Annotated in this window: 13 protein-coding genes, 1 tRNA gene and 1 pseudogene; 8 read left to right on the top strand and 7 right to left on the bottom strand. The window is 39.4% G+C overall.

Annotated elements, in window-relative coordinates; translation table 11 throughout:
* Window positions 1-123: 123 nt before the first annotated feature.
* Window positions 124-909, bottom strand: coding sequence for an ABC transporter substrate-binding protein (locus HQQ94_RS13045; RefSeq protein ID WP_173294831.1), 786 nt, complete (start codon window positions 907-909; stop codon window positions 124-126).
* Window positions 910-1411: 502 nt separating this feature from the next.
* On the opposite strand from HQQ94_RS13045, the gene HQQ94_RS13040 reads away from it, so the two are divergent.
* Entirely contained in the window at window positions 1412-2395 is a 984-nt protein-coding gene (locus tag HQQ94_RS13040) for a glycosyl hydrolase family 18 protein (RefSeq protein WP_173294830.1), read from the top strand.
* A gap of 115 nt (window positions 2396-2510) precedes the next feature.
* Here the strand turns inward: HQQ94_RS13040 and HQQ94_RS13035 are convergent, their stop codons facing one another.
* The 6 genes from HQQ94_RS13035 to punR all read right to left on the bottom strand — a co-directional run bounded on the left by HQQ94_RS13035 (window position 2511) and on the right by punR (window position 5943).
* Window positions 2511-2858 (bottom strand): TusE/DsrC/DsvC family sulfur relay protein, encoded by a 348-nt coding sequence (locus HQQ94_RS13035; protein ID WP_173294829.1) that lies wholly within the window; start codon window positions 2856-2858, stop codon window positions 2511-2513.
* Complete coding sequence (gene tusB / locus HQQ94_RS13030; RefSeq protein WP_173294828.1) at window positions 2855-3136, bottom strand: sulfurtransferase complex subunit TusB; 282 nt, start codon at window positions 3134-3136, stop codon at window positions 2855-2857. The genes HQQ94_RS13035 and tusB overlap by 4 nt, the downstream gene beginning before the upstream one ends.
* The gene (gene tusC / locus HQQ94_RS13025) at window positions 3136-3492 is read right to left on the bottom strand and encodes a sulfurtransferase complex subunit TusC (RefSeq protein ID WP_173294827.1); all 357 of its coding nucleotides are present in this window, start codon (window positions 3490-3492) and stop codon (window positions 3136-3138) included. Before tusC ends, tusB begins: the two co-directional genes overlap by 1 nt.
* A 46-nt stretch (window positions 3493-3538) precedes the next feature.
* Entirely contained in the window at window positions 3539-3928 is a 390-nt protein-coding gene (gene tusD / locus HQQ94_RS13020) for a sulfurtransferase complex subunit TusD (protein ID WP_173294826.1), read from the bottom strand.
* 145 nt (window positions 3929-4073) lie between these two features.
* Window positions 4074-4733, bottom strand: coding sequence for a Bax inhibitor-1/YccA family protein (locus HQQ94_RS13015; RefSeq protein ID WP_173294825.1), 660 nt, complete (start codon window positions 4731-4733; stop codon window positions 4074-4076).
* 307 nt (window positions 4734-5040) lie between these two features.
* Window positions 5041-5943: a DNA-binding transcriptional activator PunR gene (punR, locus tag HQQ94_RS13010; RefSeq protein WP_173294824.1), complete on the bottom strand. Its 903-nt coding sequence runs from the start codon at window positions 5941-5943 to the stop codon at window positions 5041-5043.
* 130 nt (window positions 5944-6073) lie between these two features.
* On the opposite strand from punR, the gene punC reads away from it, so the two are divergent.
* From punC to HQQ94_RS12975, 7 genes and pseudogenes are all read left to right on the top strand, one after another.
* Entirely contained in the window at window positions 6074-7267 is a 1194-nt protein-coding gene (gene punC / locus HQQ94_RS13005; RefSeq protein WP_173294823.1) for a purine nucleoside transporter PunC, read from the top strand.
* A 152-nt stretch (window positions 7268-7419) separates the two neighbouring features.
* Window positions 7420-7510, top strand: a tRNA-Ser gene (locus HQQ94_RS13000).
* A gap of 432 nt (window positions 7511-7942) precedes the next feature.
* A complete protein-coding gene (locus HQQ94_RS12995; protein WP_173294822.1) occupies window positions 7943-8860 on the top strand; it encodes an IS5 family transposase in 918 nt (305 codons plus the stop codon).
* 177 nt (window positions 8861-9037) lie between these two features.
* Complete coding sequence (locus HQQ94_RS12990; RefSeq protein WP_173293618.1) at window positions 9038-10069, top strand: IS110 family transposase; 1032 nt, start codon at window positions 9038-9040, stop codon at window positions 10067-10069.
* A 568-nt stretch (window positions 10070-10637) separates the two neighbouring features.
* The gene (locus HQQ94_RS12985) at window positions 10638-11075 is read left to right on the top strand and encodes a hypothetical protein (protein WP_173294821.1); all 438 of its coding nucleotides are present in this window, start codon (window positions 10638-10640) and stop codon (window positions 11073-11075) included.
* Window positions 11076-11372: 297 nt separating this feature from the next.
* Window positions 11373-11717 carry a 5-carboxymethyl-2-hydroxymuconate Delta-isomerase gene (locus HQQ94_RS12980; RefSeq protein ID WP_173294820.1) on the top strand — a complete coding sequence of 115 codons (345 nt, stop codon included), beginning with the start codon at window positions 11373-11375 and terminating at the stop codon, window positions 11715-11717.
* 116 nt (window positions 11718-11833) lie between these two features.
* Window positions 11834-12034 (top strand): annotated as a pseudogene (locus HQQ94_RS12975) (alpha-amylase family glycosyl hydrolase); the annotation flags it as partial.
* Between the last annotated feature and the right edge of the window lie 155 nt (window positions 12035-12189).

Below are 12189 nucleotides of genomic sequence, written 5' to 3'. Positions count from 1 at the left end.
TGAGTTTAAGATTTTTATGCTACATGTATTTGCGTTTGATAAAGGGTAAGAGGCTGTGGCCTTATGCTAAAGTCTTTTGCTAAGTTCACATGCAATGGTCTTACTCTATATCGTTTATGTGAGTTAATCCTGAGATGTAAATCGACAAGCCTCTGTGTGCAGGTTAAATGATTCAATAAAATCAGGATATTTTGCTATGAAGACTTTGCCAAAATAAACCCCCAATGGCTTATTGATATTTGGTACGACTTTTAGGTTTGATAAGGAGATATGCGAGCGATTAATGGCATCTCTGAATAGTAATTTATTTTCCATAATGGCATCAATTTTCCCTATAATTAGCAGTTTCAGTAACTTATCAATGCTGGCATTTTCATGTATTACTTGATACTTTTCCTTATGGAGCCAATAGGTCGTATTAGCATGCATTCTGCTACCAAGCTGTGCATGACTCTTAATAGAGGCTTTATTGAGACCAATATTGGTATCTTTTAGCAGATAAAAATTCCACTCCTGTTCGATAAATGTTTGTGAGAGCACCGCATAGTTATCGCGTTTATCGTTCTGTGAAGCTGAAAAAAAACCATCATACTTGCCTTGTGCAACCCCATTTTGTGCGCGTCCCCAAGGCAGAAAGATGACGCGGTATTTTTGGCCCACTTTGTCCATGACACATTTCAGAGCATTTATTGCAAAACCAGTCTGCGCATATGGTGACTTTATCTGATAGGGAGGCCACTCTTGCGTAGAGATAAGTACCTCTTTGTCTATGGGTTTAGCTAAACAGTTGGAAGAGAGAGATACATTAAGCACTAGCAAGCATAAGAGGTGAAGTGATGAGAGATATGAGTATTGAAATGATAAAGCCTTACTGATAGCCGAAATCTTAATCATCGGAATGATTTTCATGTGGCAACCTGTGCAAATTAATACACTTAATTCTAGTTTAGCTTAGGTCGTTGTCAAAAAATTAATAAGAGAAGTTTTTACGATTCGGGAGGGCTTTGTTGCAGTGCTATACCATCAGGTCTTTTGATATTGATTAGTTAGATCGGTAGCTTTGAGGCATGCCAAACTTAGAGCTGAGAAGTCAGTCATCATTGTGCTAGTTTTGGGTACATAATTGCGATTATTATATGGAATAGTCACAATACATCATGTCTTAAATGCTGATCTTGATACTTATGTGTTTTATTTTAAGTGTTATCTTCTTAATGGTGATTATTTGGTGTTTTATGTTTTTCTCGTTGGTGATAATGATTGATTTTGATTGTTTGTTTTATTAATTAATCATTAATGATAAGGGAATAATATCAGATTATTTGGTTTGCTATTGATATGAATGTTGATTTGTTTTAACTTCCAATTCTAATTATTAAGAATAATTTTTTATGGTTTTGATGGGAATGTTATGAAGTGTAAATATAAGAAAGTATTGTTCGGTTTAACGTTAATTACTTTACCCATGTTTAGTATTGCAAACCAGCTTGCTCCAAGCTCTGAATCGAGCGGCTTTATAAGAAATGATTACTATGTTTTTAATAGAGACAATTCAGACGTTAATGAGTCTCTAAAAAATGTAACTTATACGTATTTTTTCTCTGTTAAACCTAATGATAATGGAGAGTTATTTTATGATGGTCATTCAGAAGATAATTTTAAACTGAAATTTGATGATTTTTTTGCCAAGTTAGATGCAAATCAACGCAGCAAAATGATGCTTGGAGTGGGTAATCTAGATCCCATTGTGACATCAGCATCTCCAGAAACATATAGAAGATTCATGAATGAGATGAATCGATTATTGATTGATTATGGATTTGTTGGATTAGATATCGATTGGGAAACGGATATTGCCGTCTCGCTTTACAGTAATATGATCCATAATCTAAGAAGTTGGTTTCCACATAAAAAAATATCTATATCAATAGGCAGCAATAATTATAATCATTACTTTGATAAAGCTGAAGCTGTTGATAATATTGTTGATTTCATTAATGTCCAAGGTTATGGACCTCACACAAATAATTTAAGTACCGTTGCTGTCATCGATGTGTTAGATCAACTCAACCAAAATTATGGCGTAGATAAGAATAAACTATTACTTGGATTACCTATCTATGCGGTCACTGAAAGTCAAGTTGAAGCTGGCAGCCCTAAAGATATAGCTTGGTCAAAGCTTATTAGTGATTATGGTGCAGATCCAGAATTAAATAAATTTATTTTAGGTGAATATACCTACAATTATAATTCTATACCATTAATACGTGAAAAAGTCAGCGCTGTTAAAGCTGCGGGATATAGAGGTGTTTTTACTTGGGAGCCACAATTAGATCTACCTTATGGTGATGTGAACTCCATTATTGCAGCTATTGATGATGAAATGATAGAGTAACGGACAATGAAGAGTACATCGTTATAAATTCTAAGATTCATGAATTTATATTTATTCATGTTTACATGTAAAAGCCTAGTTTATCTAGGTTTTTACATTTCCCATAATAAGATGTTTAGATACATTTAGCTGGTTTTGGTAAACCGGCTATTTTTGTTGCCTGTTTAGCGGGTCCGACAGGAAATAAGGTGTAAAGGTATTTTGAGTTCCCTTTATCACCCCCCAATTTTAATCCAATGGCTTTAACTAGGACACGAATAGCAGGGCTGGTTTTAAATTCAAGGTAAAAGTCGCGTACGAAATTAATGACTTCCCAGTGTGCTGGCGTGAGCTCGATGTTCTCTTTTGTTGCAATAATTTGAGCGATATTTTCATTCCAATCGGTTATATTTTTTAAATAACCTTGATGATCGGTGTCTATTTTATTGTTGTTATATTCTATACTAGTATTTGTGTTTTTCACCAGCTAATCACCTTGTTATGACTTAATGTTTCTTGAACAAATTGTTCGTAGCTAATTGACGTGAACGGACTGAGTTGTGTGGTTATCCCGCGTGCTTTTACGTCTTCAGCCAACACCAATACAGGTATTGAAGCCAATGCTTTTTGCCAAGATTGAAGTAAAAGTGCGTTTACAGCATTGCCAGACAGTAATAGCGTGTCCTGCTTATCAATATATCTGATGCAAGTCGCTAAGGCATTATCTTGTGCTGGTGAGGTTTGTACGTGATGTAAAATCATTAGAATACCAACACTTCATCTGCATGGGCTAATTGTTGCGTTATTGCATGTTGTGAGACTTTATCATGCGCTATTGTCAGTTCGATATCCTGTAAACCATATTCAACTAATGAGGTGTTACACACAAGTACAGTGTCAATGTCATATAGGGGGAGAGCACCCAAAGTGGCAATAAAGTCTTTTGCACCTATCCGTTCTGGTTGCTGTGCTTTTACGAGGTTTAGCACTCCTTCATCCACAAAAATCAAACACACATCTTGTTCGAAACTGGCGCTAAGTAGCGCGAGATCTAATGCTTCTCTGCTGTGGGCTGTACCGTGTGGAGCACGGCGAAAAATGATGGTTAATTTTTTCATCTTAATATCTTAATTTTGTCATTGACTGATTGTAGGTTGCCATTCATTAAAAACTGATCAATTTATCCGTTTTTTCAATGCCAGTCACGAGTTCGCCAAGGCCTCCCATTTCGAAGGGATCTTGTATATTCCAGTGGTCTATTGTTAACTCATTAGCTTCAGTTTTTGACAATACCCCTCGCCTTAACGCGGCAGAAACACAATTGACTAACTTAACTTGATATGTCTGATTAAGGCTAATCCAAGCGCTTGTTAAGTCAAATTCATCTGAAGCTGGGCTGTTGAATGAACTGCTATTAAGCACACCATCTTGGTAAAAAAACACGCACTGTATATCGTGCCCTGATTCTAGAGCCGCTTTTGAAAAACGGTAAGCATGATAACTGGCGGAGCTAGTATAAGCAGAGCCGTTAACTTGAATGATGAATTTGCTCATGTATTAGTATTTTAGTTATCAATTAGTAAGCAGGCAAAAAAATAGCCCCGTTTAAGGGGCTATTCTAACCGATAATACTGTGTGACAAAATATTATTTATCGAAGAGATAAATCAAGTGCAGTGACAGTAATCGTTTATGCTTGATTAATCGTTATTGCCAATGCCCATTAAATGCAAAAGAGCAATAAACAAATTAAGGAAATCTAAGTATAATGCGATAGTGGCCCTGATGTAATTTGTTTCACCACCATTCACTATTCGGCTAGTATCAAACAGAATAAAACCTGTCATCAAAAGCGCGATACCAGCATTAAGTGCCATAAATACCACACCACTACCTATAAAGATATTAGCAATGCCTGCTACGATAGCGATAACGAGACCGGCCATTAAAAATCCTCTCATGAACGAGAAGTCTTTTTTAGTGGTGATCGCGTATGCTGACAAAGTCACGAATACAACCGAAGTTAACCCTAATGCCTGCATGATAAGCTGTGGACCGTTAGCCATACCAGCATAGTGATTTAGAATGTAACCTAAGGACGCACCTTGCATACCTGTAAAGGCAAAGACCCAAAAAAGCCCTGCTGCGCTGTCGGCCTTTTTTAAGGTCACAAAGAGGACAACTAAGCTACCTAACGACATACCGATAGATAACAGAGGACTAATTTGCAATGCCATGGCCAGACCTGCACAGACGGCAGAAAAAGCGAGTGTCAATGAAAGTAGCATGTAGGTATTTTTTAGAAGCTTATTCACTTCCAATGTTGAAGTGTTCGTTGAATACAATGTCTGTTGTGTCATATCTATCTCCTGTGACGCTTTTATAGCAGATGCTCTCATCTTATTACTTCGATTCACTTTACTCAAAAGAGTTCCGCAAGTCGCGATATCAATTTACATTATCCCGTACGTACGAGTATAAGTCATTGAATCATACATCAGGGAGTCAGAGTGGGAAAGGCGTAAACCTCTTTTATCCTTTTAAATATGCTCTTTTACCTTATGTACCATTCTATTTTAACGTCAAAATCAATGATTGTTGACGTTTATTTAATCATACTTAGCTTATTTAGATGGGTACAGGTAAATGCGTATTCATGCACAAAATTTAATGTAGCCAATCGTCATACAATTTTTTACTATCGCCAAGATAGTCGAGGACCCATGACATTGCTGGTGACATGTTTGCTCCATTCCAGGCTAAACAGCAGGGACTAGTGGCTTTGGCTCTCTCTATCTCTTTGGATAATAAATCGCCGCTTCGAATAAATGCATCGGCGAAATGCATCGGCATATAACCTATGCCTAACCCTTCTCTGAAACAATTAATGGCGCGTATCCAATCAGGTACAACCAAACGGCGTTGGTTTTCGAGCAACCATGTCATGCGTTTCGGGATCTCTCGTGAGGTATCTTCAAGGCAAATTGAAGGATATTGACGTAATTCATCATCTGTTAATGGTCGATGAACGTCAGCCAGCGGATGCTTTTTACCGACAATAAATGCCCATTCTATCTCACCCATGTCTTTGAAATGATAATCTCCACCGACAGGGATAGCCGTGGTGGCGCCAATAGCGATGTCGCTGCGCCCATTGGCGATAGATTCCCAAACACCATTGAACACTTCGATACGAATAATCAGTTCGACATTGGTGAAATGGCGATAAAAATCAGCGATGAGTACACTAATTTTATCGGCTCTAACAATATTGTCGAGTGCGATTGATAGGGTAGGTTGCCAGCCATTTGCGACACGTTTTGTATCGTCTTTCATTAATTCTATGTTGGTTAAAATGGCGCGGGCCTGTTTGACAAAATGTTCACCAGCGGGGGTCAGGCTGACACTTCTGTGGTGGCGTTGAAATAATTCAGTGCCAAGTTCATCTTCAACCTGTTTTACGGCATAACTTACGGCAGAAGGCACCTTGTGAAGTTTATTCGCCGCTGCGGTGAAACTTCCAACGCGAGAGACCATATCAATCAGTAATAATGACTGTTCAGAAAGCATACCCGCATTTCCTTGCTATGATAAATTTTGATGGCTAAGCTCAAAAATAAACGTTTCACAATAATTTAGCAAGTCTTTAGACTGCACAGCCTTAATTTGTCATTTACTTTAGCAGATATTAACACTGATTATGAATTCACTGGATCACAGCAAGTACTTTTTTTTTCTCGGCTATTTAGCGTTGTTAAGCATGTTAGGTTTTATTGCAACTGACATGTATCTTCCGGCATTTAAAGCCATTGAAGAGACCATGCAGGCAACGCCTGCTCATGTAGCCAGTTCATTAACATGTTTTCTGGCAGGATTAGCGGTAGGTCAGCTGCTTTATGGGCCTCTAGTCCAGCGGTTCGGTAAGCGGCATTCGTTACTATTAGGCTTGCTTCTTTTTGCTGTTGCCAGTTTCTCACTGGCCAATAGTGAGACAGCACTTGCTTTTAACATTGCCCGTTTTTTCCAAGCGCTGGGCGCCTGCAGTGCCGGCGTTATCTGGCAAGCGATAGTGATTGAAAAATATGATGCAATCAAAGCGCAGAATGTCTTTGCTAACATTATGCCTCTTGTTGCACTCTCACCAGCCTTAGCACCACTTGTCGGGGCATTCATTCTCGATATCAGTCGCTGGCAGAGTATATTTTTATTGCTGACAGCACTCGCATTATTGCTGATGGTATTAACGTTCATTTTTGTGCCTAAAGAGAAGGCTATGACGCATGATGTCATAGACTCTGTTTCCTATTTAGATTTATTTAAAAACGCTAAATACTTAGGGAATGTGCTCATATTCGGCGCATGTTCAGGGGCTTTTTTTGCTTATTTAACACTATGGCCAATTGTGATGGAACAGCATGGTTTTGCAGCAAAAGAAATTGGGTTAAGCTTTATCCCACAGACCATGATGTTTATTGTCGGTGGCTATTCTAGTAAGCTATTGATCCGTCAATTTGGGGTAGAAAAAACCCTAACGGCGATGCTTATTTGTTTTGGTCTATGTGTTACCTCAATTGTGCTGTTTTCCTTGATGTTAGATACAGGCAGTCTTCTTCCTCTATTGGTTGCTTTTTCGATCATTGCCGCCGCCAATGGGGCGATATATCCCATTGTGGTGAATTGTGCTTTACAGGAGTTTACTCAACATGCGGCGAAAGCAGCAGGCCTTCAGAATTTTTTACAGATGAGTCTTTCTTTTGGTGTTTCGAGCGTCGTGGCTTTGTGGGCTGCATCTGGTGAAGTGGCTATTGCTTGGGGGATAGTATCTTGTGCTATGTTGGCTTTGGTTGGATACAAAATAAGAGCCAATGGCACTTCATCAGGCCTGATCCGATAGACATAAGATGTAAAAAAGATAAATGAGCAGGTGTTGATCCATGATACCGGCTCAAACTTGGTGGCAAATTAATCAGTTGACGATTTTTTATGGCATAGTATGCAGTTAGTGCTTTACATACAAATCGACTCACTATATTATCTGCGTCGTTCGGAGGGATGGCAGAGTGGTCGAATGCACCGGTCTTGAAAACCGGCACGGGTTTATAGCCCGTCTAGGGTTCAAATCCCTATCCCTCCGCCACATTCTAAAAAAAAGCCATTGATAATCAATGGCTTTTTTGCTTTCTAGCATTCATGTAATCAACGACCACAGCCGTATCTACCCCGTTATTTCAAGCAAAGGTGTTTCTTCGATTGAGCTTTATTGGTGATTTACCTAGCACTATTATCTAACCATCCTGACACAAGAACCTTAAGACAGTCCATAAGACTGATGGACATATTCTAACCACAAGGATATGTTAAAAATATTATAGGTGTCCACTTAGTACAATTGCAGCGACCAAGTAATGGTAACAGTAAATATATTTTAAAATCAATATTTTAACTATTACCTTGCTCGGGAATATTGTAGGTTATAAAGGGTAAATTTAAGCCTTGTTTCCTAAATCGAGGGAACCTTTTGCCGTTAGCGTGATCTGATCCCTAAAGATAGCTATACGGAAGCTGAAAAGTGGGAAAATCTAAACATAAAATAACCAATTGGTCTCAGTACAATAAGGCGTTGATTAATCGAGGCTCACTCACTTTCTGGATTGATGAGCAAGCAATTAAGTCTTGGTATTGTTGTGAACACCACGGGCGTCGTGGTCGAGGGTTCACTTACTCTGATGTTGCTATTGAAACAGCACTCGTTGTGAAAGGCGTTTTTAACTTGTCATTACGAGCACTTGAAGGATTCACCAACTCTGTATTTCAACTTATGGATGTGCCACTGACCTCACCAAGTTATAGCTGTATAAGCAAAAGAGCTAAGACTGTTGAGATCAACTATCGAGCACCGAGTCGTGGCTCTGCGGCACATGTTGTGATTGATTCAACAGGTCTGAAAGTTTATGGCGAAGGAGAATGGAAAACGCGTAAGCATGGTAAAGAAAAACGCCGTACTTGGCGAAAGCTACACCTTGCAGTGGATAGTAATACCCATGAAATTGTGTCAGCTGAAATAAGCTTAGTTAACGTTGCCGATAATGAAGTATTTCCCACATTACTTAACCCATTAAGAAGAAATATAACTCAAGTCTCAGCTGATGGTGCCTATGACACTAAGGCATGTCATAAACTACTTCAGCGCAAAGGATGCAAGCCAACTATCCCTCCGAGAAGTCATGCTGGATATTGGGAGGATGGTCACCCCAGAAATGAAGCAGTAAAAGCACTCAAGGCTAACCAATTAGCGCAATGGAAACAGGATAATGATTATCATCAGAGATCACTATCAGAAACAGCGATGTATCGATATAAACAGTTAATTAGTCCAAAACTGAGTCTTCGGAATTATAACGCTCAGGTAGGTGAAGCGTTAGCGGGTGTTAAAGCAATGAATAAAGTCATAGGGTTAGGAATGCCAGTTAGGAAACACGCTGCCTAATTGGGTGAAACACCTTGGGTTGCTGCGTTTAGAGTCGAGATTTGAGCAACAACGCCGTAAATTTATCTTGTTTTAACTATTATTTTAACTATGGGTGATTAGATGGACGCTCCCTAATTCGGCGTCAATGCGCCAAACTGATGTTTCACCATTCAGTTACATTAAGGAGCGTCCACTATGAAAGTTACCACTATTGCTATCGATCTTGCAAAGAATGTCTTCCAAGTACTTGGTATGGATGAGCATGCAAAGTCAGTCTTCAATAAACGGCTTAATCGAGCCCAACTGGCTGAGTTCATGCTGCAGCAACCCGCTTGCGATGTCATATTTGAAGCGTGCTATTCAGCTCATTATTGGGGGCGGAAATTCCTTGCCATGGGGCACAACGTTAAATTAATACCAGCACAACATGTGACCCCATTTGTTCGAGGTAATAAGAACGATAAAAACGATGTATTAGCTATTTTTGAAGCGAGTTTCAGACCTCACATCCGTTTTGTACCTGTGAAAACGGAGGAACAGCAAGAAGTATTAATGCTTCACCGGATCAGAGAGCGCCTTGTTAAACAAAAAACGGCCTGTACTAACCAAGTTCGAGGTGTATTTGTTGATTTTGGCCTCAGTTTTCCTCAAGGCTACAGCGCATTTGAAAGAGCCATGTGGGAAATTATGAGTGATGAGCATCAGCGACCAATGATAAAATTAATGGCCAATGACTTTTGGGATGAATATCAAACGCTCAACCAGCGCCTTGATCGAATTAACTCATTGATAAAGCAAATTGTTAAGCGAGATCCTAATGGGAGAATTTTATTAACAATCCCTGGTGTTGGGCCAATCATCGCTTCGGCATTTGCAGCCTCAATTGGTGGTGGCCAAGCCTTTAACAGCCCAAAAGAGCTCGCAGTGTGGCTAGGGTTAACCCCGAAACAATTTGCTTCAGGTAATAAGAGTGTCAACGGTAAGATCAGCAAGAGAGGTAATTGCTATTTACGTAAACAATTGATCCATGGAGCAAGGACAGTCGTCAGTCATGCGAGTAAAAAACAAGATGATTTAAACATGTGGATAAATCAGCTGAGGGGTCGAAAAAGCATATGCTGTACCGTTGTGGCAACAGCACATCGTTTGGCAAGACTGATATGGATTTTACTTCAAAAACAGAGCCCATATGAGGCTCAATATGGTGGCTATCATGGCACATGTTAAAAGTGTTGTAGCTATCTTGCCAAGCTCGGTCAGGCCAAGGGTTTTTAGCCCGTCTGGGTGATAAGAGCGGCAAGGTAGCACATTAAAAACTAATCAAGGTTGTGGTAAACGATGAAGTAATGGCTCAGTCCAACCAATGTCAGCCAGAACAGGCCAAGGATATGCAGTAAACATAATCCGTATGGGTGTTTAAATTTTAACAGGCGCAAGGGTACGGATTTCATTTGGGGCGCATTTCCTTTTAAAAAAGACTTGTTAAGCCCGTATATATGGCAGTACAACCGCTTTTAGCGGAAAAGAGTCACATCAAATGACAACGAGATTAGTAGCAGGAAAGTAGATAACTGAGGTTAAAAATACCTTGGTTAGGCAGGTATTAGCTTGACTAACCGGGAGCGTCCATATATGGCCTTGTCAGTTGTGCACCAACAAAAGTCTAAATGAGTGGAATACGACACAATGAGCAGTTAAATAATGATAAAAAGCAGTTGTTTTTTACTCTTTCGTCGCTTATTTTAAGCAACTATTTTGTCATGTAGCAACAAGATGTTGAACTTAAAGGGAAGTAATGAACAATCGAGTCGTATTCAGGTTAGCCGTAATTGGGCTTTTTATTTTTGAGATCGCTATTTGCGTAGCCCTATATTTTTTCGATGATGGTGCTTTAGATTCTGCGTGGCAATTGTTACCAGAAACAGTTGATTGGTACATTTATTTTGAGTCTTATCCCGCTATTGTAGCCGTTGCTATGTTTGGACTACTCTCTCTTATAGTTGTTTCGTTCATTGGGGTGTTATTGTTTCGAAACTGGGCGCGCTGGCTTTATCTAGGGAGTGCGGTGTTAGTATCACTTGTTTCATTATTTACTGGGCCAATTATATCTTATGCTTGGGAACATGTTTTGTGGGAAATCGCCAGTATGACAAATGGGGCAATTATGTTAGCTATGTTCTTGCCCCCAATAAGTAATCAGTTTAATAAGTTAAGCAATAGCAGTAATGATTAGCAATGGTTGGCTATGACTTTTAATGATTTTTTGCGCAAATGGTTGAATAGGCGTAGTAGACGGAGAAGTTATAACTGCAGTAATTTCAAGAAGATGTTAGAGTATTTTAGAATTGAGAGTCCAAAGGTCAGCAAGCGTTTAGTGCTGATTGATTGGTACTAGGGTCGTGTTTTACACGAGTGAATATATAACTGAAGAGCCGGATGCGGTAGTTCCGCACGTCCGGATCTGTGTGGGGTCGGATCAGCAATGGCCCGCTCTACCACGATGCAATACAAATCGTAATTAGGAGAATTAATGCCACACTTTGTAATGGACTGCTCTGAAAGTGTCCTCAAATCCCACGACGAAGAATTTATTATCGAACAAATCCATCTTGTAGCTAACTCAACAGGGCTATTCGATGAGGGCGATATAAAAGTAAGAATGAATCCGTTTCAAAAATACTCTGTGGGTAATAAACGTGAAAACTTTATCCATGTCTTTGCTCATATAATACAAGGGCGCACAACTGAGCAAAAAGCTAACCTGTCACAACAAGTCGTTAGTAAACTTGTTACTATGTTTCCTGATATACCTAATATAGCAATTAACATTAGTGATTTTGAAAAGGCTACTTATTGTAATCGGGCTATGTTGTAGTGCAATGTATTGTTAAAGAAAGACGGAAAGACGGGACAGCCAAATCTTTTGTGCTTTAGCATATCCTCTACTAGCCTTTAAGTTACCTCAACTGCGTATTGTTCAGGATAACGATCATGACGTCAGCTAGAAGAACCCTCATTGATGCAGAATCAACGCCGTTTTATCACATAATAAATCGTTGTGTAAGAAGGGCCTACCTATGTGGGGAAGATAAGCTCACTGGTAAAAGTTATGAGCATCGTCGCGGCTGGATTGTCGATAAAATCAAAGCGCTTTCGAACATATTTTGTATTGATATATGCGCCTATGCGGTCAGCCCAAAAAATATATTTCCAACTTGCTATCCAGCAAGTAAACCAACTTTTGTCCAGAAATGAGTGAGTAGGAGGGATTCAAATTGCTATCCTTCTGCCATATCCCTTGAATGAATAATGATATTGTTAGCGGGTAATGATGCTGAGTGGGGGAG

Origin of the sequence: Shewanella sp. VB17 (assembly GCF_013248905.1) — a bacterium.
Taxonomy (GTDB): Bacteria; Pseudomonadota; Gammaproteobacteria; order Enterobacterales; family Shewanellaceae; genus Shewanella.
The sequence above is the reverse complement of the archived record's forward strand: the minus strand, read 5'-3'. Positions and strand labels throughout refer to the sequence as shown.

Excerpts from the sequence above, each read along its gene's own strand:
- HQQ94_RS12990 (WP_173293618.1), top strand. The coding sequence starts at position 9,038 with ATGAAAGTTACCACTATTGCTATCGATCTTGCAAAGAATGTCTTCCAA.
- tusD (WP_173294826.1), bottom strand. The coding sequence starts at position 3,928 with ATGAGCAAATTCATCATTCAAGTTAACGGCTCTGCTTATACTAGCTCC.
- HQQ94_RS13040 (WP_173294830.1), top strand. The coding sequence starts at position 1,412 with ATGAAGTGTAAATATAAGAAAGTATTGTTCGGTTTAACGTTAATTACT.
- tusB (WP_173294828.1), bottom strand. The coding sequence starts at position 3,136 with ATGATTTTACATCACGTACAAACCTCACCAGCACAAGATAATGCCTTA.
- HQQ94_RS13045 (WP_173294831.1), bottom strand. The coding sequence starts at position 909 with ATGAAAATCATTCCGATGATTAAGATTTCGGCTATCAGTAAGGCTTTA.
- HQQ94_RS12985 (WP_173294821.1), top strand. The coding sequence starts at position 10,638 with ATGAACAATCGAGTCGTATTCAGGTTAGCCGTAATTGGGCTTTTTATT.
- HQQ94_RS13015 (WP_173294825.1), bottom strand. The coding sequence starts at position 4,733 with ATGACACAACAGACATTGTATTCAACGAACACTTCAACATTGGAAGTG.
- HQQ94_RS12980 (WP_173294820.1), top strand. The coding sequence starts at position 11,373 with ATGCCACACTTTGTAATGGACTGCTCTGAAAGTGTCCTCAAATCCCAC.
- tusC (WP_173294827.1), bottom strand. The coding sequence starts at position 3,492 with ATGAAAAAATTAACCATCATTTTTCGCCGTGCTCCACACGGTACAGCC.
- punC (WP_173294823.1), top strand. The coding sequence starts at position 6,074 with ATGAATTCACTGGATCACAGCAAGTACTTTTTTTTTCTCGGCTATTTA.
- punR (WP_173294824.1), bottom strand. The coding sequence starts at position 5,943 with ATGCTTTCTGAACAGTCATTATTACTGATTGATATGGTCTCTCGCGTT.